Raw genomic sequence first — 26,011 nt, forward strand, 5'->3', positions numbered from 1 at the left:
CTTATTTCCTTGTCGGTTCTCGTACTGCCTGCTGGGTTCGCTGACGAACAACACTCAGCCGCGTTTCCGCCTCTGGGGCAAAGGGCGAATCGACATGATCGGCTTTGACCTCGGTATAGTACTGGGTCGCTTTCTCCCAGTTCTCTTGAATCTCGTGGCACTTCCCAATTTGCAACAGCGCCGCCGCTTTCCACTTGGGGAAATCTTCCGGCGAGGTCGCGACCTTCACGTAAGCTCGGATGGCCGCGTCGTAATTCTTTTGATGGAAGTAGGTCTCGCCCACCATCCACTGTGCCATCGCCGCCGTTTCGCTGCCGGCAGCAACCGGCGATTGAATCACCTTCATATAGGCCGCACGGGCCTCTTGAAATTCCCCTTGGCGAGCCAAGCAGCGGCCGAGCAAGTAGTCGAGTTCGTGGGCTTGCTGGAAGTTGGGATACTTGCGTTCGATGGCCTGGGCTTGTTCGTACGCTTTGTCCCAATCTCCTTCGTGGGCATGAATCTGAGCGAGCCGCATCTCGGCTACCGGCAAGCTTTCCTGCTCGCGTCCCAGGTTGTCGGTTAGCAGTTGCTCGAACTTGGTACGGGCAGCGGTGAATTGCTCTAAACGGAAACGAGCTTCGCCGCTCCAGAAAACGGCCATGCTGTGCAGTGGTTCGTCTGCGGCTTCTGCGGCCACTTGATCCATCAGCGGGATGGCTTCGCTCCAGTTGTCTGCTTGGATCTCGACTTGGCCCAGCATATAGCGGCCAAACAACGCGACCTTCGATTTCGTCTCGGCAGCGCGGACGTTGTTTTCCAGTAACTGCTTGAGGTACTTGCGGGCTTTGTCGGTGTCGCCGGCTTTCAAAGCGGCTTCAGCCAAGCGGTAGGTCGAGTCTTCCCACAGGTCGCTTTCGCGGAAATGCTGGTGGATTTGCTCGAAGGCATCGAGCGCCTCGGCGACCTTCTGTTGGTCGAGTCGAACCCAGGCCAGGCGATACCAGATGTCTTCGGTTGGCAGCACCGAATTTTCGTCGGTGGTTAGCTTCAGCAAGATCGCTTCTGCTTCGGCGTCTCGGTCAAGGCGATCGAGAATCGTCGCACTTCGCAGCCGAGCATGCGAGGCCAGGCGGTCGGTTGGGTGGTGCTCGATCAGCTGACCGTAGCGGGCCAACGCCAAGTCGAGGTCGGTCGTTTCCAACTGCTGAGCTTGCTGATACAAAGCCCCCACGGCCAATGGGCTGCTGGGGTTTTTCGCCAACAGGTCATCCAGCGCCGAGGATGCCGAGGTGGCGTCGGACGAGGCCAATTGGCACCACGCCAAGCCAGCCAAGCCTTGCTCGACGATTTGCGGCGGGTTGCCTTCAGTGGCCATCTGTTGATAAAGCTGTTGAGCCCAAGCGGTTTCTCCGGCACGATAGGCCGTGTTCGCGATCTGGGCCACTTCGTTCAGGTACTGATCGGCGGGAATCACGTTACGATCAACCTGGCTCCAAGCTTGCTTGGCATCGGCCAACTTTTCGGCATGCAGCAAAGCGGTGGTACGACGGAGCTGAGCGATATTGCGATGCTCGGTCGATTCCAGCAAGGCAAGCGATTGATCGTACGAGACCGCTGCGGCAGCCCAATCTTGCTGTTGGCTCTGAATCATTCCCAGTAATAGAAGCGACAGCCCGCCGTAGCTTCCTTGGCGATTGCCTGCCTCTTGCAGCAGTAATTGACGGGCCTCGTCGGCTCGCTGGGTGGCGAACAACGAAACCGCCTTCAGGTAGATTTTTCGTTGGGAACTGTCAGCCTCGACGTCAACCGACGGGAACTCAGCCGAGAGAACTTGCAAAGCTTCGCTGTGGCTACCGTGTCGCTGTAGCGTGGTCGCCAAGGTGAGTTGAGCCCGCACCGTCAAAGGGCTTGCGGTGGGCAGCTTCGCTAACTGCGACCAGGCTTCGGTCGCCGCTGGCATGTCGTCTTTTTCCAAAGCGATCGTCAACAGTTGATACAGGGCTTCGTCGGCCCATTTCGACTGCGGCCAGGCTGCCAACTGCTCGCGGAACATGGCGACCGCTTCGTTCGACTTGCCTTGTTCGAGGTACGTTTTGCCGATCAGATAGTGAATTTCGTCTTGGAACTCTGGCAGCGCCTGGGCGGTCTTTAATTGGTTCAGCCGCGCAAGTGCGTTGTTCCAATCGCGAACCTGGTAATAGGTTTTCGCAATCCAGAAGTTGGCTTGATGGGCCAGGTCGGTTTGATTCTGGGCGGCCAGTTCAAATCGACTGACTCCGCGGCGATAGTTGCCACCGCGATATTCGGCGATGCCAGCTTCCAGGGCGATCGAGCCGGTGGGATAGGTGTCGGCCTGTTCTTTCAGGTCGATCAGCAACTGTTCGTACGCGAGGCCCGCTTCTTTCCAGAGGTGCAACTGCGAGTAAGCCCGAGCCAAGCCGAGCCGCGATTCGATCACCACATTCGGCGAGGCGGCCGCTTTGACCGCTTTGCTGTACATCAGGATGGCATCTTCCCACTTCTTTCCCTCGACGGCGATTTCCGCCAGGTAAGGATAGGCATGGGGGGCCAGCTTGCTGCCGGGATATTTGGTCAGAAACAGATCAAACGCATTGGCGGCAGCTTCTTTCTGATTGCTCAGGAAGTAGCACTCGGCAATGCGGAACTCGGAATGTTCGGTGAAAGGGTGCCCGGCCGCTTTGCTGAGAAACAGCGTGTGGGCTCGCAACGCTTCGTCGTAACGACCCAGCTGTAACAGGCATTCGCCCCGGTAAAAATGGACCGATCCCACTTGGGGATGATCAGGGTTGTCGGCCAAGAACTGATCGAACGCGTCGATCGCCGCTTTCCATTCGCCACGCGAATAATGGAACGACGAAACACGATACTGCTCCGACGCACGATCAGCCAGGACCGTACGAGCTTGGAAGCCGCAGAGCAGCAATACGATAATCAGTAGGCGATATTCGATAAGGGGTTTCATTCCTTGAACCCGAGCAGCATTCTCGATCCTTGAGAAATAAGATCGCTTCGCGGCCAGATGATAGCCACGATGGCGTAGTCAGGTGAATAGCGGTCCCCCGACAATCGCAGGGACCAACCTGACTCGTTGGTAAAAATCGTCCTGCCTGAACCCCGGAGTTTACCTGAATTGTCCCAGCCTTGGCCGAATTGCGCGGAACCCCATGAAAAGGGCATGCCTGCTAGCAGCCTTGAGCCCTGTTTCGCCCCCGTAACTGCCCCAGTTGCACGATAGCCGCAAAGTGATAGCAGGCCAGCCAAACCTATGGGCTCATTCTGGAGAAGGGCCAGCCGTTAGCTTGCGGTTCCGTCCACTTGGCACTCCCCGCCAAGTGGGCGGCTGGTGTCCCATCGCTTCTCATTTTCTGCCTGCGGCGGCTTCGCTTTCCTCTCGGCGAATACGTCTGTCTTGCCAGGAAATTCATGGACAATTCTTCGTTTTTTCATTTCGTAGCCCTTGCCCTACGTGATTCCCTTTCGCTTCCTGCCCGTTTTTTTCCCTTCGCGCGGCCGCCGGTATAAAAACATTCCTTTTGGGTTCAGATTTCTGACAGAATAGGGCGGGGGCTGTGTTAGTCCCGTAGGAGGAAACATGGTCAGCGATTTCCCAGAAACTCGAGACAGCCTGCTGGTACTGGTCCAAGATCCCGCCAATCGCGAGGCTTGGGACCGATTTGTGGCCGTTTATCAGCCGGTCATCTTTCGAATTGCTTTGGCTCGTGGGCTGCAGCATGCCGACGCGTTAGACCTCGTTCAGCAGGTTTTGATCGCGGTGGCTGGTTCGGTCGAGCGCTGGGAACGCAAAGATGCCTCGTCGAAGTTTAGCCATTGGCTGAGCCGGATTACCAAGAACGCCATCATCAACGCTTTGTCGCGGCGTCCGCACGACCGAGCCGTAGGGGGCTCGGCGGGCGAGTTGCAGTTGAACCAATTGAAAGTGATTGACGAAACCTGTTCGCTGGTCGACTACGAACTGCGACGCGAGCTTTATCTGCGTTCCGCCGAGATCGTGAAGGCCGACTTTCGCCACGAAACGTGGGAGGCATTTCAGCATACCGTCATCGACGGCATGAGCCCCGAAGAGGCGGCCCAGCAGATGGGCAAATCGGTGGGGGCCATTTACACGGCCCGCAGCCGGGTCATGTTTCGCATGAAGGAAGTCGTTCGCCAGCTTCAGGAGCAGTTGTCATGAATTCACAGGAAAACGCTTGCTGCTCGCACGAAAAACTTTATGCCCTGGTCAGCGGGAAACTCGTGGCTCAGGAAGAACAAGTCATCGAGACGCACCTCGATGCCTGCACCGCTTGCCAGCGCAAGCTAGAACAAGCCGCCGCCGATGCCGACAGTTGGAGCGAGGCGAGCGCCTTTCTGCAAGACGATCCGTGGCGCAGCTCGTTCGTGGGCGATCCGCCTGATGCGACTTCCCCCAACGCGTTGCCGATTCAGCAAACGTTGGAACTACTCGGCCCGACTGACGACCCTGGCATGCTGGGGCGAATCGGCGTCTACGAGATTTCTGGCGTGATCGGCAGTGGCGGCATGGGGGTCGTGCTAAAAGGTGTCGACCGTTCGCTCGATCGCACGGTGGCCATCAAAGTGCTTTCGCCTCACTTGGCCAGCACGGCTGCGGCCCGTAAACGGTTCGAGCGCGAAGCGAAGGCGGCCGCCGCCGTGATTCATCCTAACGTCATCGCCATTCATGCCGTCTCGGTCGACTCTCCCCTCCCCTACCTCGTCATGCCGTACGTTCGCGGCGCGACGCTGCAAAAGCGGATCGATAACGAAGGTTCGCTCCCGTTAGTCGATGTGCTGCGGATTGGCCGGCAGATCGCCGAAGGACTGGCCGCCGCCCACGATCAAGGGCTCGTCCATCGCGACATCAAGCCCTCGAACATCTTGCTGGAAGATGGGATCGAGCGGGTCACGATCACCGACTTTGGCCTGGCCCGCGCGGTCGACGACGCCTCGATTACCCGCACCAACATCATCGCTGGCACGCCGCAGTTCATGTCACCGGAACAGGCCCGCGGCGAGTACGTCGATCATCGCAGCGACCTCTTCAGCCTCGGCAGCGTCTTATACACCGTGTGTGCCGGGCGGCCTCCTTTCCGGGCGGAAACCACCTTCGGCGTGCTACGTAAAATTACCGATCAGCCGCCGCGACCACTCCGCGAGATCAACCCTGAGGTTCCCCCGTGGCTGGCTTGTTTGATCGATCGCTTATTGCATAAGACATCGTCAGGCCGCTACGGTTCGGCCCATCATGTGGCGGAACTCTTGCAGCAATGCTTGGCCCACGCCACGACGCCGAACGCTCCGTTGCCGCGTGAACTGCGTTCGACCTGGCGACTTTCCCGCCGCGCGATTGGCGGCCTGGTCGCCACGGTGATGCTGGGGCTCGTGACCATTGGCCTCGCCTCGCAAGGTCGGTACGGCGAGAAACCTGCGCAGCATTCGCCCGGCGAAATCACCGAAGCCACGGCCCCGTCCACGCCGCAGAGGAACACCCCCAACCATTCCAACATAGAAGCTGTCGCCCCGCAGCCGGTGTGGGCACCCCGTTTCTCGATACCGCAGAAGTCGCAGCAAATCTCGCCGCTTGACGGGGAGTTGGTGCCGGAAGAAATCCTCTCGTGGGAGCCGCCACCGCAGTTCTCGCCGGGGATGCTGCTGGGCGAAGCGGAGCAACTTCATCAGCAAACCCAGCAACCATTCGCCCCGGCCGCGCCCACTTGGGAAACCGTGTCGCCGGTACCGGTCTGGTCTGAAAATTCGGGCTCGGCTGCCCCAACTGTCAAATCCCCCGGTTACAATCCTTAACGCGACGCACGACGTCCGCCACAACCCCCGAGGAGTCGAAGTATGAAATGGAAGCCTCTCTTCATCACCGCATGCGGCGCGGCGGTAGCCGTTGGCTCGCTGGCGGCCTGGGCCCAAGTTCCAGAAGAAACCAAGCCGACTGCCGATGTGCCCCCGGTTGCCGAAACCGCCGAACAGCCCGACAAACCGGCCGCTACGAAACCGGCTGTGGTAGAGGCGTCTGTTGAGGAGGTCACCGAAGAGAAAAAAGCCGAGCAGCCCACGGCCGAAGTGAAATCTGCCACGACGATTTCTGCTGCCACGCCCAAGAGCAGCGGCACGGCAACCGTCGCTCCTGCGGACACCCCAGCGACGGCAACCGTGCCAAGTGCGTCCTTGAACTTCTCGGTCCCGCAACCGGCAAAGAGTACCGACACCCAGCCACCATCTTCCAGTGGTTACGGTAGCAGCGCCACAACCATTCCAAGTGCGTCAGCACGCTATGGTGGTTACAACAACTTCTCGGTGCCGCAATCGGCGAAGGGTACCGGCACCCCGCCGCCATCTTCCAGCACAGGCGGGTCTTATGGTAGCAGCACAACGAACACTCCCGGAGCGTCAGTACGCTATGGAGTTGATGGCAACAACCACTCGGTGCCGCAGCAAAGTGGTTACGGCCCGTCTACGAGCGAACCTCAGCAATCTTTTATCCCTGGCATGGCTAGCTACGGCGAACGTGTTGCGGTGATCTTCAGTAACATCGCAGTGAATGACAGCGAGATCACCAAGTCCCTGCAAGCCTGTTCCGACGCGTACCTCATTAACGAGGATAACGGGAATGCGATGGCTCTCTCTCTCTACGATTTGGATGACGAAGCATTGGCGCAACTGGGACGGGTTATCCAGAAGACGATCGAAAGCGATCCCCAGCCGCCGAAAAAACGCATTGAAGAAGTGCGCTCAAACAACTCATCAGCCAAGTGCCTGCACCTCCACTTTTCTAATCGAGGCTACGAAGAGTACGGCAAGCTTCTCTCTACCGTGATTGAACGCTTGAGAGAGCAATCGCAAGAACGCCAGGGCAACCGGGTGGAAGAATTGCTGGGCATCGCTGCAGGCACAGCTACCCCTTCCGAATCCCGTACCGCAGCCCCGACCTCCGAGGCGAAACCATCGACGTCGGAACTCGTGCTGATTCCGGGGAAGAAATCAAGTAACGGAAATCGACTCGCGACGTACTTCCATCAGGAAGTGGAGTTGAAAGAGGTCGAAGTTACGAATGCATCCATCGTGAAAACGCTCAAGCAGTTAGAAGATGTCCTGTTGATGAAGGAAAACCGGCACTTATTCCAATTTTCCATCGCTGGATTCGACGATCAGGCCCGCGAGCAATTGGGCCAGGCAATCTTTCGAGCCGTCGAGCAAGCCCCCAACCCGCCAGCAATTCCCTTGGAGATTATGATCTTCGAGAAAGACAACAAGCAATATTTGTGTATCCACTTCTCCCCAGAAGGAGTCAAAGAGTATGCCAATTTGCTCCTGGCCCTGAGGGCACGTCTGGCGAATGAGGTCCATGAGCGACGCGATCAGATTGTGGATGTCAAAATAAATCAGCTTCTCAATGCCTCCGACAGCTTCACCACCGATTCCCCCGATGCCATGGGCCCAGGGGCCGACGACGTGCCGGCGAGCGGAGATCGCCCGGACTTGCCTGCCACAAAGCCATCGGTCCACAGTAGCCAAAACGAGAGGCAAGATGTCGTCGATGGCAAGAATCACGCCAACCAAGAATTTGTGATTAAGGACATTGGGGGCAAGGACACGGAAAGTAAACTGCAAGCGATTGCCAGGCTGATCAAGGATTGTCTAAGCGTGAGGGTGGTCGTCGATGACAAGGTGACGGAAGAGATACCCACGCCGCAGTTAGACGACGCGGCTGTCAAGCAGTTGAGCCAGGTGATTTTGCGGGCCATGAAATACGATCGCACGGACCCCAACACAAGCGTCAGCGTTCGTTATCGTCCCAAGGAGAAAACTTTGGGGATCCTCTTTTCCCAAGCAGAGTACGCCCAGTTCGAGCAAGATCTGCGGCCGATGATCGAACGAGCAAAGACCCAATCACGTAGTAGTCTGCCGGACCAAATGGCCGGTGAGAAAGCCAAGCAACCGTCGGTCTCTCAACTTGCCAGCGAAACAACCGATTCCTTCGATGCCCCTACCGTAGCGTCATCAGCGGATGGTAAATCCATCAGCGACGAAGCACCTCAGCTAAAACCGATCGAAGCCAACGTCAAGGCAATCGCCGCAGCCCTCGAACGTTTTACGCGGGTTGAATTGGTTGTCGATGGCAAGATCGGTCAGAACATCCCTACCACTGATTTCTCCGACACGGAACGGCAGTCGTTAGGGGAAATGATTATGCGGGCAATCGAAAAGGACCCTCATCCCCCAGCCACGCCGGTCGAAGTTCGCATCAGCGAAAAGACAAACGCCCTGCGAATTCACTTCTCGCGGGAAGGGTACGAACAGTATGGCAAATATCTGCCAGGTCTCATCGCACGTTTGCAATTCCAAGTTAATGTGCGAAAGCAAGAGCTGGCTGATAAACGAATGGGGGAACTGATGGGGCAAACCTTTGAGCCTGAGATGTCCCAGCCACCGACCTCCAACGCAGATGAGTTAGAGATGAAGGCCGCAGTCGAACGACGCCCTGCTTTTGAACGTAGTCCTCAAGCATTGGGTAGACGCTGGGGCGGTCCCACAGGGGGCAGCGGCTACGTTCGCGGAAATTCCAGCCAAGTCGTCGGCCTGAACGAAAAGGCCATCGCCGAGGCGTTGGTGGGCAAGGAACATCTGGTGGTCGTCTCGCCGCAGCAGCAATGGGTGTCGATCCGCATACAAGATCTCGACGACCTGGGGCGGCAGAGTCTCGCCCGGGTAATCGTTAAAGCGATCCAGGATGACAAGCTCCCCGACATCGATCGCGTGGTCGCCTATCCTGCCACCGAGAATAACGAAGGCTCGCTCGACCTAATGGTTTCCGACAAGGTTTACGAAGAATATCGCACTCTCATGCCCAAGGTGGTGAACAAGCTGCACCAAGATTTCATCAACCGCATGAAAGCCGCAGAAGGAGTGAAGCTGAACGAACTGCTAAAAGCGGCTGAAGGGGGCGAAGGCGGGCGTTCTCTATCCAGTCCGACTGTGGCATCCTTCAAGAACGCTTTGAACGGGGAGAAGCCAAACAATCAGACGTTGCCTGGGCAGCCAACCTATCAGCAGCCAAGCGGGAAGTACCCTGCGCCCGCTTTTCCTAGTGGTCGCACACTGCCTGGCCCAGGCTACGCTGGCTGGCAGCCTACTTATCAGCCTCCGATTGCATTGTTCGACCACGATCCGGAGTACCGGCAGTTGGAACAGCAAGCTGCCGAGTTGGCCCGGCGAGTGAAGCAAGCCGCCGGTAAGCCGGAGGAAGAAGACCGTTTGGCGGAAGAGCTGCGTGCGGTCGTCACGCAGGCCTTCGAGCACCGCATGGAGAGACAACGCCAGCAACTCGACCAGGCCGAAGCCAAGCTAAAGGCCAGCCGCGAGCATCTGCAGAAGCGAGCAGAACACGCCGATCAGATCATCACCCGCCGCGTGGAAGACCTAACCGGCAGCAACCCATTCCCGTGGAACGAGGCACCCCAGCCAGGCCCAGCCTATTCCCCCACCTTCTCGCCACCCTATGGTAGCAATGGCAACAGCGACAACAAGGCAACGAGGCAAGCCGCGCCATCGCTATATGTTACTCCTCCGCAGTACCCGCAAATAATGAATTCCGGTTTGGGCACACATGGACAACCACCCCAAGTTTATGTGCCGCCAACGCCAGCCAGTAACCAGTCGACTTCGCTGCCTCGCTTTCAATTCCAAACCGCTGAGCCTGCCTCTACGCAGGGGCTCTTGACGATTATTCAGCCTGGTACAAGCTTTTGGCTACCGGAGGAAAAGATGCCAGGGCCAAGCCCCAAGCGAACCAACGCCCCAGCGAATCCTCCGGCTGCTTCTTCCCACAAAAAGAAGCCAGGCCCACCGCAAGCGGTGCCCTCGTTCTAAGCGAATCGCTGCACGGCAAAAACGCAGCCTCCAGTTCCCCTTCCTCGGAACTGGAGGCTTTTTCGTGCCTGCCCGGCCTGGGCCTGGTCGTCGTCGAAATCCCCCCACCCACGAACCTTCCCCCGCAGCACGCGTCCTTCCGGAAAAGAGAAAGGGGGGAATTCAAAGACCTCCGCTTTCAAAAACGCGTTTCGAGAGGTAAACTACGTCACGAAAGCAGCACAAACCGCGTTAGCCCAAAAACTTAGCCTAAAGCGGCAACTCCTTTCTACCGAACAACTTAGATATCGGGCGATTAGCTCAGTTGGTTAGAGCACTGTCTTCACACGGCAGGGGTCGTTGGTTCGAATCCAATATCGCCCATAGTGGACTTTTGTACAGATTCGCAATAGTTCGCTTTACCCCGGTTTTTCCGGGGTTTTTTATGCGCTGGCAGTTCTCCCAGCGAGTTTTACGAGGAAACCGTGCCCCGACTGCGCCGGATTCTGCGCCGCTTTTGGTGGTTTGAGTGGGATGGGAGGCAGCGGCAGCTCGTTCGGGTTGTTCTTTGGCTAATTCCGTTGCTTGGTTGGCCCGTAGGTAACGTTCCGTCTGTTGACGAATGCCAAGCGATTTCCACCAGGGGTTACTGGTCGCGATGCTCGTGTCGTGATCGATGTCGTCCTGAACCAGCGGTCTTGAATCATCCATCGCGTCACGTCTGGAACGACCCTCTCTAGCCCTTGTGCGACGTTATCACGTGCCAGAGTGAGCTTCTGACTTAGGTCCTCAAATCGTTTGAGGTTCAACGGTTGGACGGAGAGGTCCTCCATCTAATTCACCTTTCCGCATGTGCCCCCTTGCCCACGCTTCCCCTGGCGGTGCGCCGCGTTACGGGGGAAGTGTGGGTTGGGCCTTGAAGGAAAGGGGCCGCGATTGTTGGGTTAATCGGCGGGGATGTCTGCGGTGGTCCAGGTTCCGTTGATGTTGCGCCAGAGGTTGCCGGTTGGGTTTTTGTTTTTCAGTTCTTCTGGCAGGTGGGCTGGGCGAACTTGGTCGTAGGACTGGAGCATCGCGAAGCGGCGCAGGGCGTGGGGGATGCCGACCGAGGTGAAACCGGGGTGCCCGCTGGCAGGGAACGGGCCGCCGTGGACCATGCCGATGCTAACCGGCATGCCGTTGGGCATCTTGTCGTTCATGAAGCGGCCCACTTTGCGGCGAAGTCGCGGGGCGAGTTCGTTGTAGGCTGCGGCGTCGGAACCATCGGTGCTGCTGTAGATGCCGCCAGCCAATTGGCCATGCAGCGCGTCGATCACCGACTTCGCTTCCGCCACGTCTTGGCACACCACGAACAGCGCCGTGTTGCCGAAGGCTTCGGTTTGCAGCGCTTGCGGCGAGGCCAGAAAGTCGGCGCCGCTGACTTGGAACAAGGTGTTCGGGTGGCTGAAGCCAGCGCCGGGGGCTTGGCCTGCGTCGCTGATGACTTTGCCCCCGGCCTGCTTGAGGACGTTAATCTGTTGGACGAGGTTGTCGAGCGTCTTCTGCGAGCCGAGCGTGCCTGGCGTGGCTGCATTGAACTTGGCGGTGATGGCAGCGATGAAGCGTTGAGACGCCTCTCCATCGATCACAATCGCCAACCCCGGCTGGGTGCAGAACTGGCCCGTTCCTTTCAGGCAGACGTTGCTGTAGCGGTTGACCAACTGCTCGCCATGTTCGCGAATCGCCCCGGGGAGAAAGACCAGCGGGTTGACGCTGGAAAGGGAAACGTAGATCGGCTTGCCGGCTTGGTCGGCGGCAGCTTTCAGGGCGAGCCCGGCGGCTGTGCTGCCGGTGAACGCGGTCGCTCCGAGGCGTGGATCTGCGACCAGGCGTTTGCCGTCTTCGTGGTTCAAACGATACAAAAGTTGAACCATCGCGGCTGGGAGTTCCGCTGCTTGCGCAGCTTGAAACGCCAGCTCGGCGAGGGCTTGGGTGGTGCCGGGCGCGGCAGAGTTAGCGATAGCAATGACCGGATTGCCTGCCGCGATTGCCGAGGCGAAGTCGCCGCCAGAGAGGGTGTTCCAAGAGAACGGGAAGTTGTTCGGGCTGAAGATGGCAACCGGGCCGATAGGGGCCAACATCGAGCGGAGATCGCGTTTGGTTTCGATCGAGATTTGCTTCCACGAGCGCTGCTCGGCAGCGTCGGCAGCTTGGCGAATTTGATCGGTCGTGCGATCCATCTCGCGGCCTGCCAGACGATGTTCGGCGGGCAAACCACTTTCGCGGCTGGCCAACTGTCCGAGTGATTCGCGATGTTGTTCCATCAGGTCGGCGAATCGTCGGAGGAACTGAGCAATTTGGCCGGAAGAAGTAGGGGCCAGTTCGTCGGCTGCCGCCGCTGCTGCGGTCAGGGCGGCGTCGCAATCTTCCCAGGTACTAACAGGATAACTGCCGGGCAGTGCTTCCTGCGTGATGGGGTTTTGGGCGGTAAAGGTTTCGCTGTGCTGAGCAGCCTTCCATTCACCGTTAAGCAAGATGGGAGCGGTATTCGACATTCTCGTCAATCCTAAGTTTCGAGGAGTAAAGTTCGTTGTTTTGTGAGCAACACTAGCAAGCTCGTTACACCGCTTGCCGCTGTGGTAGCGGCCGCCGGGCGATGCAGTACGGGGAAGCGGACTCTGGATCGATCAGCACGCTGGCAGCGATGCGGAAGACGTTGGCCAGAAGTTGCGGGGTAACGATCTGGCGGGGGGAACCTTGGTCGACGATGGTTCCGTCCTCTATTGCAACCAAGTGATGTGAGTAGCGAGCAGCGTGATTGATATCGTGCAACACCAGCACGATGGTTCGTGCTTGTTCGCGCTGCAGCCGGTCGAGGACGTCGAGGACTTCCAGTTGATGGACCATATCGAGAAACGTGGTCGGTTCGTCGAGCAGGATGATTTCGGTATCTTGGGCCAAGACCATCGCAATCCAGGCCAGTTGCCGCTGGCCACCCGAGAGTTCCCCCAGGGGACGCTCGGCGAGGTGTTCGATTCCGGCGACGTGCAGGGCTTGGTCGATCTTCGATTCGTCTGCGGAAGTAATCGACCCGAAGAACCCTTGATGAGGATAACGCCCCAGGGCAAGGAGTTCGCGCACGGTTAAACCTTCCGGGGCCTCAGGGTTCTGCAGCAAAACACCCAATTGTCGGGCGACCTGGCGGGTTGATTGGAGGTGAATGGCTTTGCCATCGAGGTAGGCCGCACCTTGCTTCGGACGAAGCAGCCGGGCAAGTCCTTTGAGCAACGTCGATTTGCCACAACCGTTCGGGCCGATGAGGGTCGTGATTTGGCCGACGGGGATCTCGAGCGACAGTTGATGGACGACTTCGGTCTGATCGTAGGCCAGGGTCAACTGATCGCAGTAAAGTCGATTGGCGTGCGTCATGAAGGTTATCCCTTGGTTGTCATCAGTTGGTACACGAAATAGATCCCCCCTACCCCGCCGACCATGATGCCTGCGGGAATTTCGACCGGAGCAAACAACGTTCGACCGGCGGTGTCGGCGACTAACAGCAGCAGCATTCCCATCAGTCCAGCGGCTGGAATCAGCCAGCCATGCTGCGGGCCGACCAGGCGCCGAGCTAGGTGGGGGGCGATTAATCCCAGGAAGACAATGCCGCCAGACATGGCCATGGCCGCAGCGCCCAGCGCGACGGCGAGAACCAGGAGCAGAACTCGCCACTGAAAGACGTTCAGGCCAAGGCCGATCACGTTTTCATCACGAAGACGGAGGATGTTCAGTACGGGACAAATGGCGAGCACGATCGGCATGAGAACGACGAGCCAAACCGCGAGCGCGAGGACATAGTTCCAATCGGCCTTGTTGAAACTGCCGGTCGCCCAGGCAAGGGCTTGCGCGTAGATTTGTCGGTCGATGTTCAACGAAAGAACAAGTGTGAAAGACCCTAACGCTGCACTCACGGCCACCCCAGTCAGCAGCAGCCGCGCCGGATAAATACCACTTCGATCGATGGCCAAGCCACATACGAGCAGCACAGCCAACAAGCCGCCTGCGATGCTCATGGCCGGCAGCGACCAGGGAGATGCGATCTGCGTGCCGAATAGAATCAGCGCCAAGGTCACGCCCAGATTGCCCCCGGTGGCTACGCCCAAGATGCCAGGTTCGGCCAGGTCGTTGCGGAGGACGGCTTGCATGAGGACGCCGGAAATAGCGATGGCCCAGCCGACCAGTAAGACGAGCAGCACGCGAGGTAAACGAAACGACCAAAGTATCATTTCGTGGGTTGCGTGGCCGTAACCAAGCAAGCTGCTGGCCAGGGAAGTCGGCGACATCCAGTGGCTGCCCAGGCTCATGCTAACCAGGCTGGCGACGATCACAATGGCGAGTACCAAGAGAAGCGTGCGGAGGTGGCTGGACATCAGTGCGGCCCTCCTCGCTGCGAGCTTCTTCGCCGTGCCAAAGCGATGAAGAAGGTTGCTCCGATCATCGACGTGAAAAGCCCCAAAGGGATCTCTTGGCCATCGATTGCCGTACGAGAAGCGATGTCTGCCGCAACCGTTAAAATTGCGCCAAGGAGCGCTGTCAGTGGGATAATCTTCCGATAGTCGTAGCCGACCAGGTAGCGGGCGAGGTGGGGTGTCATCACGCCCACAAAACCAACCGGGCCAGCCACCGCCACGGCTCCGCCGGTGAGCAGCAGAACGCTAAGCGTCGCGACGGTGCGAACCAACTGCGTGCGTTGTCCGAGCCCGCCAGCGACTTCTTCGCCCAGACTCAATAGGGTGATCGAAGGAGCCAACAGCAAAGCGGCCAGCATGCCTGGCAAGGCGGGAAGTAGCGCGGTTGCAACTTGCGGCCAGGAAGTATTCGCGATGCCACCGACCGTCCAGTAAAGCATCTCGTCGTGCAGCGTGAAGTAGATCGTTAAGCCTTGCGTGAAGGCGCTCAGCAAGATCGAAACGACCGTGCCGGCCAAGGCTAGGCGAACAGGGGTAATTCCTCCGCGAGCCAGGAAGGCGACACTGTATACCGTGAAATAGCCGAGCCCCGCTCCCAGGAACGAAAGCCAGATCGCTTGGTTGAATCCAAGACCCGGCAGCAACAACAAGCCCAGCAGCAGACAAAACGTTCCGCCGCTGCTAAGCCCCATAATCGTGGGACCAGCCAAGTCGTTGCGGGTAACGCCTTGCATGATGGCGCCGGAAGTGGCCAGCGATGCCCCGATGATCGCGGCCAGAATCGTGCGGGGGAGGCGAATCTGCCGGATGGCGAATTGGGCATCGCTGGCATCGTCGTAAGCGAAGCAGGCGTTCCAGGCATCCCAGCTACTCGTGGGCGTGGGCCCCAGGCGTAAGGAGAGCCCCATCAGCAACAACAAGGCTGCTGCGAACAACAGACAATAAAACCAACTGGCCACTTGCCGCATCATGGCCGCTGGGCCTCGTAGGCTGCGGTGGCAGCTTGCTGAACTTCAGCGAGCGATTCCGGAGCTAGGGCGGCGACAATCTCGTCGATCATCCGCGACTTCCCTTGTATGCCTGGGACGAGCCATTGATGTTGCGCTTGAATTGGATAAACGTGTTTCTGCTTCACCGCTGGCACACGTTGCCATGCAGGATGGCTGAGTAAACTTTCCCACGAACGTTGAGCACCTAGGTTGTTTTCCGCCGCGACAAATAAATGCTCCGCATCCAACTGCAAGAGGGCCTCTGGAGAAAGCATGTAGCCGCGCGGTGAATCGTTGAGCAGCGCTGGCGGTTTCAGACCGAGTTCGTCGTAGAGCAGCAGCCCCCCTCGGGTGTGCCCGTGGATATACATCTGGCGACCGAAAACGCGAAAGAAGGAAACCGGTTGAATGCCGATCTTCTGCTGCAAGATTGCCTTGGCGGCGGCCACCTGCGCTTGATAAGCGGCCAGCACGGCTTGGGCTTGCTGTTCTTTGCCCAGCAAGTTGCCGACATCGAGAATCCGCTGCTGATCGTCCCAACTGCTTCGCTGCAGGACGACGACGGGGGCGATCTTCGAGAGTTGGGCGTACGTTTGCGGATCGGTGTTGGAAGTCAGGATCAAGTCAGGTTGCAACTGCACGATCGTTTCAAAGTCTGGCAGCATTGTCCCCAGCATTTGATAAACGGGGACCACCCCTTCGAGTTGCGGGCGAAGGTAATCGGGGAAGCCGGTCGCCGAGCTAGAGGCGGCTGCTGGGGGCATGCCAATGGCCAGCATTTCGTCCGCGAATGCCAACGCGCAGATACGTGTTGGCCAAGCTGGAATCTCGCTGGTACCGCACAAATGCTCGACTCGCCAGCGGTTTTCGTTCAGCGGTGTAACCACAATTGGCACGCCTGCCGAGCCAGGCGGCTGACTGGCGGGTTCGCGCTGGGGTGATTGCTGTGCCGTGTCAGAGGGGGATGCCGAGGCGTCCCCTGCGGCGCAGCCGACAAATCCCACCAGCGCGGCAATCAGCAGAAGTGCGATCGCTGGCTGCCAGGTTGAAATCGAAGTGGACTGAATTTGCGAACGAGAACGTCGCCTTATCACCAATGGGGTCATTCGCCACGCAGCATATTGGAAGCTTTCAGTTCGATCGGCGGTAGCTTGTTTTCCCCTGGGGTGATGGTCACCTTGGTGGTCGACTTGGCTGGCAAAGCGTACTTGCCACGCAGGCGGTCGTCGCCTGGGTCGTCTCGTCCGGGAAACTGTGGCCAAAACACGGTAACCTTATATTCCCCGGCGGGCGCTCCATCTTCGACGTCGAATGTCGAGACGGCGAACGTGCCGTCTTGCTTGACTTTGCCAGCAGGAATCGTGCCACGTTCGTCCAAGTCGCCTTGCGTTGGGTGAAAACCAAGGATGGCACCTTGGGCAGGCTCGCCGTTGACAGTCAGCGTTCCCCTGACCGGATAGACGGCAAGCGACGACTCTTGCTGACAACCAAGCTGCGTCACGGTGGTTAGCAGAAGGGGGATGAGGATTGCTGGAGAGGCGAAATTACGGATCACTTAAAACGCCCCTTCCGAACTGACGACCTCGCCCATCGCTGGCGTAACCAAGGCCATATAGGTCATTGCGTTGATTGTTTCTGGAACGAAGTGAACCGAACCATCGACCGCCAGAACATTGATTCCGCCGGGGTGAAATGAAAACGGTTGCGAGTTCTTATTCGTGGCGTTCACAACGTACGAACCACCATTGGCCGTCCCGTCGCGGCTCCACGATTGCATGAAAAACGAGTTGCCCGAGGCCCACGCGCAGTTATCGGGAGACACCTTGAGGGGCACGCCTGACGAGTCGGTCCACAGCTTGCCAAACAGATAAACCTTACTGCGACCGGCCGATTCCCAAACCGCGATGGTGTGGGTCGTGCCGTCGGTGATGTCGCGGAACCGCTGAGGCTGAACCGGAAAGGCGCGCACGAAAAATCCTTTGCGGCCTTCCTTCGTTTGAGCGTTGGGCAGTAGCAGCGAAGCCCGCTGACCGCTGTTGCCGGCGTAATCGGCAGACCAGCCTTTTACTTCGGAGTTGATGCTGGTGTATTCGGCGGCGAAGTTGTCGGTACCGATTAGTTCGGTTCCGCTTGGGGTCGAGGGACACTCGAATGCTGGCAGCTTCTGCGTTACCACTTGGGCGTTGTTCGCGTCCATCCAGGTATAATTGAAGTTGTATTGATCTTGCAGGTTGCCCTGTTCTAAGTAAGGCAAAAGATTACTGACCCAGCCTGACTTGTATTCGTGCCCCGACCAGTGGTTGAGATCGAGAAACTCGTAGCATGGAAACTTGCCGAAGGTATCGTGATAGTTGTGCAGGGCGATACCAATTTGCTTCATGTTGTTGGTGCATTGCATGCGACGCGCCGCTTCGCGGGCTTGCTGCACGGCTGGGAGCAGCAGCGCGATCAAGACGCCAATGATGGCAATCACCACGAGCAGTTCAACCAAGGTAAAGCCAGCGATACGATTCGTTCGCCCTCTCGATGAATTTCCCTTCATCCGTTCTCGTTCTCTTTCCAAATTCCGGGGTAGAGGTTGCAACCCTTCATCGCCGCAAGAAATACAAAGCGTAAGGTCAGCGGCAAAGAAAGACATAGATCGAAGGTTGCCATTCGCAATCAGCATGCCGTAGAACGGGCGAATCGCGGAATTGCTAAGGGAATTGCCTTGACGTAAGCACGAAGCTGAAAAATGCCTAGGTATCGACGAGGTTTTATGGAAAGCAATTCTGGACGCTGATGAAAAGTGTTATGCCAGAATTCGTGAGAGGTTTAGGCATGTCATTTAATGCGACATGCGTGTCGACGAGGGCGACAAGATGATTGGGGATCTAGAAGTATCTAGATAAAGTGTGGCTGCGATATTAGGAGAGAGACGTCAGTGCTTTCGTTTGCCACTGCCGACCGGTTTGCCGCGAAACTTTCTTGGGGGACGGCCTGGCCGGGGTGGTGGTTGTTCCGAGGTGTTGGAGGTGCAAACGTGTTGACCTGGGTTCATAGAAAGAGGTTTTGGTGAAGCGGCCCAGTCAGGCTGGCTGCCTTCGGTGAGGAGAGGTTTTGCCGGTGCCACGAATTTTGTGGGCGAAGCGGATTGCTGTTGGTCGACCGATTCGTTGTTAGGGAGAAGCTGGTCGGCGTCGGCTGGCGTGGGAACGGGCGACCGGTTATCGCTGGCGGCTGGTGGAGTTTGGGGTTCGGGCTTGGGGGGAGCGTTTTGCATCGTTTGCAGGGCGGCGACGGTGTGGGCCAGGAAGAACTGGGCGATGCCGATCGCGGCTTCGATGGTTTCGGCGGAAACGTCTGTATCAGGTAATTCGCCTTCCTTTTGTTGACGGATGCAATGCAGCACGGCGGCGATTCGCAGCGTGTTGCCGGTGAGGTTGTCGCCCCAAGCTGCAAACGAGGCCAGCGGGGCATCGGGGGCCAGCATCGTTTCGACTTCGGCCTCCCACGCCTCGAAGCTGTGCCGAGCAGCATCGCTGAGCCGGAGCGTGGCGTGCCCTTCGATCGCAATTAAGTCTTGCACCAGGGTGGCGTACTGCTGGTTACAAGCTTCCGCGACCGCTGGCGGAGCGATCTTGCGTTGCCCCAGCTTGCTTTTTGGCATGGCCAGCAGAAAACAATCGGTGACTCCCCTGCTCTGCTGCGGGCGTTTGTGCAAACCTTCAACGGCGGAACGAGGGATCGCACAGACGCAGGTGATGGCCGTTTGCTGGAGCGCCACTCGCTGTCCGCCTGGCTGATCGAGCGTGATACTTTCGCCCCGGTACGCTTTGCGATAAAGCTCTTGCCGAGCCAGATTACTTTGAGCCGCGCTGCCGGCCAAAAGTTCGCGCACGGCGGCCACGCCAGAGAAGCGGGCGATGTGCCCTTGCTGCTGGGCCAGAACCGTACTGAGCTTGGCCGTACTGCTATCGTCGAGAATCAACCGAGGGACCGGCAGCAGCGGGTTGTCGGCGATCTCTTTTGCCAAGGCAAATGCTTGCGGCCGGGCGAAGTCCCGTTCCAGTTCGCGGAGGCGAAGGTGGGCCTGACGCAGACGTGACTTTTCTTCGGCTTGAACGCTGCGGGCGGCGTTGACTCGCCCCATTTCAATCACTTCCAGCGGTCGCCGAATTCGCGTGAAGAGACTGGCTTCGTGGTTGGTTCCGTCGTTGATGGCGGCCACAAACAAGTTGCTTGGCTGCGAGCAACCAGGCCGGGCCGCAATGCTTACCTTGCCCCCAATCGCCGCACTGCAAACCCCCAAAACCAAGGTCGCCGCCACCGCATCAGGCGTCTGCGAAGCGGTCGCTTCGCCAATGACATAGTCACGCACCGCTGGCGGTAAATGCCAAGTCGGAAAACAAGGAAGCGGAAAATCAGACGATGTGCCAGCCGGGGGCACGCTGGGATGAGGCAAAGAATTCATCGTCAACTCTCTCGGTCAAGTGCGAGCGTGTGAAAGCAAGTGCTGACGATTTTGTGAAGTAAGTGTAAACTTGTCTATTATTATTTGAGTGTGAAGTTTTCAGTGTTCCGTTTTCAGTGAAGAGTTGCCAGTAGAAGCCTCCACCCGCCGCACGCTCTTCTCCGGTCCCCTCGCCCCTCCGGGGAGAGGGCTAGGGTGAGGGGCGCAGCACGCAACGGCAACTCCCCACGGAAGACTTTACTCCCGCACGAACCGTCTCACCGAAATACGCTCTATTAAACTACCGTCAGAAAACCGACACACGATTCCAGCCAGCCACTCTTGGCGGAACACTTCAAACGAACGCAGCTATGTCCACCCATCATCCTGAAAACTTGATCTACTCGGCCGGCACCCAGGTTGTGACCTTGCGCGAGGTGGTGGGCCAGGCGGGGCGGGTGTTGCATCCTCGGGGGGCGGTGGGTGTGGTGGTGAAGTCGCCGGTCGATTTAACGCACGACTATCGCGTCCGTTTTTTAGACGGCGTGGAAGATATGCTCAAACCGAGCGAGATTTCGCAATTGGCCTTCTTCAAAGAAGGACAACTCAGCGCCGGGCGAGGGCTCGATCAGCATGGCGATTTGTACCAACAGGTGATCTACCAGTGCATCATCGGTTCGCAGGCATACGGCCTGGCGGACGAGGGGTCGGATATCGATCGGCGGGGGATTTATTTGCCGACGGCCGAGCAGCATTGGTCGTTGGCAGGCGTGCCAGAACAGATCGAGTGCGACGAAACGCAAGAAGCTTATTGGGAAGTACAGAAATTTCTGGTGCTGGCCTTGAAAGCGAACCCGAACGTGCTGGAATGTCTCTATTCTCCGTTGGTCGAAAAGGCGACGCCGCTGGCGCAGAAGCTGCTTGACATGCGGTCGATCTTCCTGTCGAAGCTGGTGTTCCAGACTTATAACGGCTATGTGTTTTCGCAGTTCAAAAAAATGCAAGCCGACATCCGCAATCAGGGACGCGTGAAATGGAAACACGTGATGCACCTGATCCGCTTGCTGATGTCTGGCATTCATGTCCTGCGCGAAGGACACGTTCAGGTCCGCGTCGAAGAGCACCGCGAGCAACTACTGGCCATCAAACGAGGCGAAGTCCCCTGGGATGAAACCGAAAAGCTACGGGCTGAGCTGCATCGGCAGTTCACCGACGCCGTCGCGAAAACCCGTTTGCCAGATCGACCGAATTATGAAACCGCGAATGCGTTTTTGATGACAGCTCGGCGTGAGGCTGCCGGTTTGTTGGTTGAGGGGAACGAAGCAAGAGAAAGACCAGATGGATCGGTTTAAACAAACATCATGAATACGACCAACATGAAAACGCTTTACCGCCCTGTCGGTCAAGCGGAACTTGATTTGATTGTGGCAAGCGAGTGGAAACGCTTTCCACCCCGGCTCGACTGGCAACCGATCTTTTACCCGGTGTTAACCGAAGAGTATGCGATCTTCATTGCCAAGCAGTGGAATACCAAAGACCAAAACTCTGGCTTCGTCGGTTACGTGCTGCAATTTGAAGTCGATGCGGAATACGTCCAGCGATTCCCGGTGCAAAACGTCGGAGGCCCCGAGTCGCTAGAGTTGTGGGTACCCGCCGAGGAACTGGAGACGTTCAACGACAAGATCGTAGGAACGATCCAGGTTACGCACGAGTTCCGGCCTTAATAGGGGAGCTGCGGTTAGTTTGAAGTGTTCAAGGACTGCGAGTATGAAGTTTACAGTGTTCAGTTTTCAGTGAAGAGTTGTAGATGTAAGCCTCCACCCGCCGCACGCTCTTCTCCGGTCCCCTCGCCCCTCCGGGGAGAGGGCTAGGGTGAGGGGCGGCAGCACGCAAGAACAACCATCAGCAACTCCCCACTGAACACTTCAAACTTCAAACTGAAAACTAGCGAAGCTCCGGGGAGAGGGCTAGCAGCACGCTAGAGCAACCAACCGTAACTCTCCCACCGATCCCAACAAGCGAATCATGAACCACGAACCACGTCTGCAACAACACGTCGACCAGCATCCCTACCCGCTGCTATTTGCCACGATCAGCGGGGCGCATTTGTATGGTTTCCCTTCGCCTGATTCTGACTTTGATTTGCGGGGCGTGCATGTGTTGCCGGTGGAAGAGGTAGTGGGGCTGACGACGGGGCCGGAGACGGTCGAGAAGTCGGGCGTTTACGATGGCCTGGAATTGGACTTAGTGACGCACGACGTGAAGAAGTTTTTCAGCTTGATGCTGAAGAAGAATGGATACGTCCTGGAGCAGGTTCTTTCGCCGCTGGTGGTGCAGAGTTCGCCTGCGCATCAACGCCTGGGCGAGCTGGCCGCTGGCTGCGTGACCCGTCATCACGCGCACCACTATCTCGGTTTCGCTGCCAACCAGTGGAAGCTGTTCGCCCAGGAAGAGCCTCCGCGCGTCAAACCGCTGCTATACGTTTACCGCGTGCTGCTGACCGGTATTCATTTGATGCGCACCGGAGAGATCGAAGCGAACCTCGGGCGGCTGAACGAATCGTTCCGCTTGCCGCAATTGCCAGAATTGATCCAGCAAAAAATAGAAGGGCCTGAGAAAGGGACCCTCGACCAAGCCGACATCACGTTTCACCAGCGCGAATACGATCGACTCATCGCAGAACTAGAAGCCGCCTATGCGGAGAGCAAGCTGCCAGAAACTGCCAGTGCTGCGGAAGCGTTGAACTCGCTGTTGATAGAGGTGCGAGTCGGTTAGTTTGAAGTGTTCAGGGGCTGCGAGTTTGAAGTTTTCAGTGTTCCGATTTCAGTGAAGAGTTGCAGATAGATACTTTACTAAGTTAGGTACTCTTCTCTGGTCTCGCCGGGGCTTCGCTAGTGTTCAGTGGGGGAGTAGCCGTTGGTTGCCTTAGCGTGCTGCCGCCCCTCACCCTAGCCCTCTCCCCGGAGGGGCGAGGGGACCGGAAGAGAGCGCGCGGCGGGTGGGGGCTTCTGCTGGCAATTCCCACTGAAAACGGAACACTGAAAACTTCCAACTCGCGCGGCACGAGCGCCCTATTCGGTTAGCAGCGCTTCGATCTTCGAACGCATGTACTTCTCGCCGTCGTTGCCTTGCCATTTTAGTTCGCCGGCCCATTGTTCGCGGAGGTAGCCTTGTTTGTCGATCACGTAGACGCAGGGCCACATCGAGTTGCCCCAGGCGTTCCAGTTTTCTTTCTTGGCGTCGATCAGAATCGGAAAGCGGAACTTGGCTTCGGTCGCTTTGCGGCGGACCGAGGCGCTGTTTTGTTCGGCGTTGGTTTCCGGGGTGTGAATGCCGACGATGACGACCTCTTGGTCTTTAAACTTCTCGCTCCATTCCAGGTACCAAGGGTAGTTGCGAATGCAGTTGATGCAGCCGAACGCGTAGAAGTGGACGACCACCACTTTGCCACGCAGTTCTTTAAGCGAGAGAGGCGAAGAGTTGAGCCATTCTCCTGCGGTGCTAAAGTCGGGGGCGCGAAAGTGAGGTTGGCTCGTTTTTAGGCCGGTAAAAGGTTGCCCGACGACCTTACGCAGCGCGGATTGCTGAATGGGAGTGAGAACCCCCAACAGCTTCTTTTGCTGGCGTTCCAGCAGCTTGGTGTACTCTTGCTGGGCGGCTGTGCGGTCTTTGGTTTGGTCCGCTACCGCTTGACGCAACGCTGCGGCGGCTTCGTTGGTTTCAGCGCTGATCTTTTCGAGCTTGGCCTGCTGGGCAGCGTTGTACTTCAGCCGGTCGACGACCAAGGGATGCAGAAATGCGTCGTTGCCAAGCCGCTGTAAAACCAATTCCTGGTAACGTTGGAACTGTTGCGGTTCGAGCAAGTCTGACAACTTCTCGCGTGCTTCTGCGATGATTTTAAGCGTGCCAGCGGTGGCGACTTCTTTCGTTTGATTGCGGAGCGGAAAGAAACGCAGGTCGAGATCGTCTCGCAGGGCATGAAACGCTTGCTGCTGGTCGGCGTTTAATTGCAATTCTGCAATCGCCGCCGGCTCGTGCAGCAGCGACCAAAAAGGATCGTTCCAGGGTTCCGTTTCCGCAGCTTCGACCGTGCCAGTTGTGGTGCCGCAAAGGCCCAAAACAATTAAAAGCAATCCCCAACGCATCGTTCGCCTCGGTAACTAAGATGAGTAAACCGGCCCCCCTGCCGCAGCAACATCGTACCAAGAACGAACGCCCCTTGTTGTGAAATAGAATACGGCGCTGCGCGAGTTTTCAGTTTGAAGTGTTCAGTGGGAGTTACCGATGGTTGTTTTTACGTACTGCGGCCCCTCACCCTAGCCCTCTCCCCGGAGGGGCGAGGGGACGGGAGAAGAGCGCGCGGCGGGTGGGGGCTTTTACTGGCAATTCCCACTGAAAACTGAACACTGAAAACTTCAAACTCGCGAGGCCACGAGCGCCCTACTTTGTTGTTAAGGCGATCACTCCCATATCAATCGGTTCGTTGCCGGTGACTTCTAACGTGATTGGGGTTTTGTCAGGCTTGGCGTAGCGGTTTTTTAGTTTGTCGGGACCGCCATAGCTGCCTGAGATCGGATTGAACTTTCCCCAAAAGAAAGTGACTTGGTATTTACCGGCAGGGATCCCGTCTCCTTCTTCGTAGGTGGAAAGGTTGAAGGTTCCTTCCGGGGTGGTCAGGGCTTGGGTGACCGAAGGATGCTCGGTATCGAGGCCACCTTCGGGATGACATTTAATAACGATCGGGCTGCCAGGGGCCACGCCGTCGACGGTTACCTTGCCGGTAACCGGGACGGTCGACTTGGCGAAGTACTCGTGCTCGTTCGTGCTACACCCAAGGGAGCACAGCGATACCGTCAAGCACAAGAAAAGCAACTGCATGGGCGAACGCATGAAGAGTCCTTCTGGGGAAATCTAACTAGTTGTTGGCAATGACTTCACCGTTTTTAGCGGTGATTTGCGAAGCAAACGTGTGGGCCGAGACGTTCGACGAAACGAACTGAACCGAGCCATCCCCCATTAAGAATTCCGCCCCGCCGGGGTGAAACGAAAAGAACCCGTGCGAGCGCATGTTCGAACAGTTGATCGGGCACGGGCCACCACTGGAAGTGTACGAACCGTCGTACAACGAACCGGCCACCCAATGCTCGCCATTGAGAACGTCTGCCCAGGCTCCCCCTTGCGTCGACCCCAGTTGCGAGGTCAGCGTCGGGTCGATCTGGCGTTTCTTGTAAACATTCGAGCCTCCAAGCCGTTCGCCAACCAGGAATGTGTTCGAGGTGCCGTCTAAGATATCGGCCATCCGCGAAGCTTTACTAGCGGCTCCGTAGCCGGTGTTGGTCAGGGCTCCGCTACGGTCGCTTTGGCCGACGCCTGAGTAGGCCAGTGTGCTGAAATCGCCGAAAACGCCTGATGTGACGATGTAATCGCTCCGCGATGCTTTCCAGGTTAAATCCATCGGCGGAATGCCGCTGGCCATCGCCCCTTGAGGAATTTTGTACTCGTGCGTTTCGGCTTCGGTGGCCGAAGGGCACATGAACATTTCGACCGGGGTGGCAATGGCCGCCAGGTTCGAGGTGACCGAGGCAGACGGAAAGCCCATTGATGCCGCTTCGTTGAACGAAGGAACCTTGGGATCAATGCGGTCTGCCAGGTTGCCTTGTTCCATAAACGGCAGCAGTTGGGTTCCCCAACTCGAGGCGTTCATGTCGGTGGTAAAGTTCCAACTGAACGGGAAGCTGCGGAACGTATCGTGGTAGTTGTGAAAAGCCAGACCTAACTGCTTGCAATTGTTAGAACATTGCATCCGCCGCGCCGCCTCGCGGGCTTGTTGCACCGCCGGTAAAAGCAGCGAGACTAACACCCCGATGATCGCAATGACCACCAGTAATTCGACCAACGTAAAGGCCTGTTTCCGATCTGTGGAAACACGTTGCGCTCGGTAACTCATAGGAGCACCATTCCTTTGAAGAGAAAGAAGAGAAGAGGAGTAGACTCAGCAAAAGGAGAAAGCCAGCGAAGCGTTTATCGACTTTACCTGTGAGAATCTGATTTTCATGATGTGAAATTTTGACGAGAATGACTAGGGAATTCGTTGTACGGAGAACCCTGTATTTTTACAAGCGGAATATGCCCATATAGATCGACGGTGCCTTATTTGAGAAGTAACCCCGCACGGCTGGAGTAGTTTCTCGACGGGCGATCAGGAAACGTTTTCGGCCAGCCGGAAAACGATTTCCCGAGCGATCAAATTCGTTGACGCCGACTTGGCC

General features: G+C 57.5%; 18 protein-coding genes and 1 tRNA gene. 7 read left to right on the forward strand and 12 right to left on the reverse strand.

Features of this window, described 5'->3' with window-relative positions:
• Position 1: 1 nt before the first annotated feature.
• Entirely contained in the window at positions 2-2,965 is a 2,964-nt protein-coding gene (locus tag DTL42_RS17020; protein WP_114370133.1) for a tetratricopeptide repeat protein, read from the reverse strand.
• 630 nt (positions 2,966-3,595) lie between these two features.
• On the opposite strand from DTL42_RS17020, the gene DTL42_RS17025 reads away from it, so the two are divergent.
• From DTL42_RS17025 to DTL42_RS17045, 4 genes are all read left to right on the forward strand, one after another.
• Positions 3,596-4,195 carry an RNA polymerase sigma factor gene (locus DTL42_RS17025; protein ID WP_114370135.1) on the forward strand — a complete coding sequence of 200 codons (600 nt, stop codon included), beginning with the start codon at positions 3,596-3,598 and terminating at the stop codon, positions 4,193-4,195.
• Entirely contained in the window at positions 4,192-5,823 is a 1,632-nt protein-coding gene (locus tag DTL42_RS17030) for a serine/threonine-protein kinase (RefSeq protein WP_114370138.1), read from the forward strand. The genes DTL42_RS17025 and DTL42_RS17030 overlap by 4 nt, the downstream gene beginning before the upstream one ends.
• 42 nt (positions 5,824-5,865) lie before the next feature.
• On the forward strand, positions 5,866-9,900 hold the full coding sequence (locus tag DTL42_RS17035) for a PspA/IM30 family protein (RefSeq protein WP_114370141.1): 4,035 nt from the start codon (positions 5,866-5,868) through the stop codon (positions 9,898-9,900).
• Positions 9,901-10,189: 289 nt separating this feature from the next.
• Positions 10,190-10,263, forward strand: a tRNA-Val gene (locus tag DTL42_RS17045).
• Between the two features lie 560 nt (positions 10,264-10,823).
• On the opposite strand, the gene DTL42_RS17050 is transcribed toward DTL42_RS17045, so the two are convergent.
• The 8 genes from DTL42_RS17050 to DTL42_RS17085 all read right to left on the reverse strand — a co-directional run bounded on the left by DTL42_RS17050 (position 10,824) and on the right by DTL42_RS17085 (position 19,763).
• A complete protein-coding gene (locus tag DTL42_RS17050; protein ID WP_114370146.1) occupies positions 10,824-12,413 on the reverse strand; it encodes an aldehyde dehydrogenase family protein in 1,590 nt (529 codons plus the stop codon).
• 64 nt (positions 12,414-12,477) lie between these two features.
• Positions 12,478-13,287, reverse strand: coding sequence for an ABC transporter ATP-binding protein (locus DTL42_RS17055; RefSeq protein ID WP_114370148.1), 810 nt, complete (start codon positions 13,285-13,287; stop codon positions 12,478-12,480).
• Between the two features lie 5 nt (positions 13,288-13,292).
• On the reverse strand, positions 13,293-14,282 hold the full coding sequence (locus DTL42_RS17060) for a FecCD family ABC transporter permease (protein ID WP_114370150.1): 990 nt from the start codon (positions 14,280-14,282) through the stop codon (positions 13,293-13,295).
• On the reverse strand, positions 14,282-15,292 hold the full coding sequence (locus DTL42_RS17065; protein ID WP_114370152.1) for a FecCD family ABC transporter permease: 1,011 nt from the start codon (positions 15,290-15,292) through the stop codon (positions 14,282-14,284). The genes DTL42_RS17060 and DTL42_RS17065 overlap by 1 nt, the downstream gene beginning before the upstream one ends.
• Positions 15,289-16,416, reverse strand: coding sequence for an ABC transporter substrate-binding protein (locus tag DTL42_RS17070; protein ID WP_114370156.1), 1,128 nt, complete (start codon positions 16,414-16,416; stop codon positions 15,289-15,291). Before DTL42_RS17070 ends, DTL42_RS17065 begins: the two co-directional genes overlap by 4 nt.
• Positions 16,413-16,865, reverse strand: coding sequence for a hypothetical protein (locus DTL42_RS17075; protein ID WP_114370158.1), 453 nt, complete (start codon positions 16,863-16,865; stop codon positions 16,413-16,415). Before DTL42_RS17075 ends, DTL42_RS17070 begins: the two co-directional genes overlap by 4 nt.
• Positions 16,866-17,852, reverse strand: a complete 987-nt coding sequence (locus tag DTL42_RS17080) for a DUF1559 domain-containing protein (RefSeq protein ID WP_158545441.1) — start codon at positions 17,850-17,852, stop codon at positions 16,866-16,868.
• Positions 17,853-18,230: 378 nt separating this feature from the next.
• Complete coding sequence (locus DTL42_RS17085; protein ID WP_114370163.1) at positions 18,231-19,763, reverse strand: DUF3987 domain-containing protein; 1,533 nt, start codon at positions 19,761-19,763, stop codon at positions 18,231-18,233.
• Positions 19,764-20,113: 350 nt separating this feature from the next.
• On the opposite strand from DTL42_RS17085, the gene DTL42_RS17090 reads away from it, so the two are divergent.
• From DTL42_RS17090 to DTL42_RS17100, 3 genes are all read left to right on the forward strand, one after another.
• Positions 20,114-21,094 carry a nucleotidyltransferase domain-containing protein gene (locus DTL42_RS17090; protein ID WP_114370165.1) on the forward strand — a complete coding sequence of 327 codons (981 nt, stop codon included), beginning with the start codon at positions 20,114-20,116 and terminating at the stop codon, positions 21,092-21,094.
• A 9-nt stretch (positions 21,095-21,103) separates the two neighbouring features.
• Positions 21,104-21,466, forward strand: coding sequence for a hypothetical protein (locus DTL42_RS17095; protein WP_114370167.1), 363 nt, complete (start codon positions 21,104-21,106; stop codon positions 21,464-21,466).
• Between the two features lie 301 nt (positions 21,467-21,767).
• Complete coding sequence (locus DTL42_RS17100) at positions 21,768-22,517, forward strand: nucleotidyltransferase domain-containing protein (RefSeq protein WP_114370169.1); 750 nt, start codon at positions 21,768-21,770, stop codon at positions 22,515-22,517.
• Positions 22,518-22,813: 296 nt separating this feature from the next.
• On the opposite strand, the gene DTL42_RS17105 is transcribed toward DTL42_RS17100, so the two are convergent.
• The 3 genes from DTL42_RS17105 to DTL42_RS17115 form a co-directional block, all read right to left on the reverse strand.
• Complete coding sequence (locus DTL42_RS17105) at positions 22,814-23,887, reverse strand: redoxin domain-containing protein (protein ID WP_114370171.1); 1,074 nt, start codon at positions 23,885-23,887, stop codon at positions 22,814-22,816.
• Positions 23,888-24,182: 295 nt separating this feature from the next.
• The gene (locus DTL42_RS17110; protein ID WP_114370174.1) at positions 24,183-24,632 is read right to left on the reverse strand and encodes a carboxypeptidase regulatory-like domain-containing protein; all 450 of its coding nucleotides are present in this window, start codon (positions 24,630-24,632) and stop codon (positions 24,183-24,185) included.
• 25 nt (positions 24,633-24,657) lie between these two features.
• The gene (locus DTL42_RS17115; RefSeq protein ID WP_114370176.1) at positions 24,658-25,689 is read right to left on the reverse strand and encodes a DUF1559 domain-containing protein; all 1,032 of its coding nucleotides are present in this window, start codon (positions 25,687-25,689) and stop codon (positions 24,658-24,660) included.
• Positions 25,690-26,011 lie beyond the last annotated feature (322 nt).

It is taken from the genome of Bremerella cremea (genome assembly GCF_003335505.1).
Classification (GTDB): domain Bacteria; phylum Planctomycetota; class Planctomycetia; order Pirellulales; family Pirellulaceae; genus Bremerella; species Bremerella cremea_A.

Coding starts and splice junctions, on each gene's coding strand:
- DTL42_RS17020 (WP_114370133.1), bottom strand. CDS start 2,965: ATGAAACCCCTTATCGAATATCGCCTACTGATTATCGTATTGCTGCTC.
- DTL42_RS17025 (WP_114370135.1), top strand. CDS start 3,596: ATGGTCAGCGATTTCCCAGAAACTCGAGACAGCCTGCTGGTACTGGTC.
- DTL42_RS17030 (WP_114370138.1), top strand. CDS start 4,192: ATGAATTCACAGGAAAACGCTTGCTGCTCGCACGAAAAACTTTATGCC.
- DTL42_RS17035 (WP_114370141.1), top strand. CDS start 5,866: ATGAAATGGAAGCCTCTCTTCATCACCGCATGCGGCGCGGCGGTAGCC.
- DTL42_RS17050 (WP_114370146.1), bottom strand. CDS start 12,413: ATGTCGAATACCGCTCCCATCTTGCTTAACGGTGAATGGAAGGCTGCT.
- DTL42_RS17055 (WP_114370148.1), bottom strand. CDS start 13,287: ATGACGCACGCCAATCGACTTTACTGCGATCAGTTGACCCTGGCCTAC.
- DTL42_RS17060 (WP_114370150.1), bottom strand. CDS start 14,282: ATGTCCAGCCACCTCCGCACGCTTCTCTTGGTACTCGCCATTGTGATC.
- DTL42_RS17065 (WP_114370152.1), bottom strand. CDS start 15,292: ATGATGCGGCAAGTGGCCAGTTGGTTTTATTGTCTGTTGTTCGCAGCA.
- DTL42_RS17070 (WP_114370156.1), bottom strand. CDS start 16,416: ATGACCCCATTGGTGATAAGGCGACGTTCTCGTTCGCAAATTCAGTCC.
- DTL42_RS17080 (WP_158545441.1), bottom strand. CDS start 17,852: ATGAAGGGAAATTCATCGAGAGGGCGAACGAATCGTATCGCTGGCTTT.
- DTL42_RS17085 (WP_114370163.1), bottom strand. CDS start 19,763: ATGAATTCTTTGCCTCATCCCAGCGTGCCCCCGGCTGGCACATCGTCT.
- DTL42_RS17090 (WP_114370165.1), top strand. CDS start 20,114: ATGTCCACCCATCATCCTGAAAACTTGATCTACTCGGCCGGCACCCAG.
- DTL42_RS17095 (WP_114370167.1), top strand. CDS start 21,104: ATGAATACGACCAACATGAAAACGCTTTACCGCCCTGTCGGTCAAGCG.
- DTL42_RS17100 (WP_114370169.1), top strand. CDS start 21,768: ATGAACCACGAACCACGTCTGCAACAACACGTCGACCAGCATCCCTAC.
- DTL42_RS17105 (WP_114370171.1), bottom strand. CDS start 23,887: ATGCGTTGGGGATTGCTTTTAATTGTTTTGGGCCTTTGCGGCACCACA.
- DTL42_RS17110 (WP_114370174.1), bottom strand. CDS start 24,632: ATGCGTTCGCCCATGCAGTTGCTTTTCTTGTGCTTGACGGTATCGCTG.
- DTL42_RS17115 (WP_114370176.1), bottom strand. CDS start 25,689: ATGAGTTACCGAGCGCAACGTGTTTCCACAGATCGGAAACAGGCCTTT.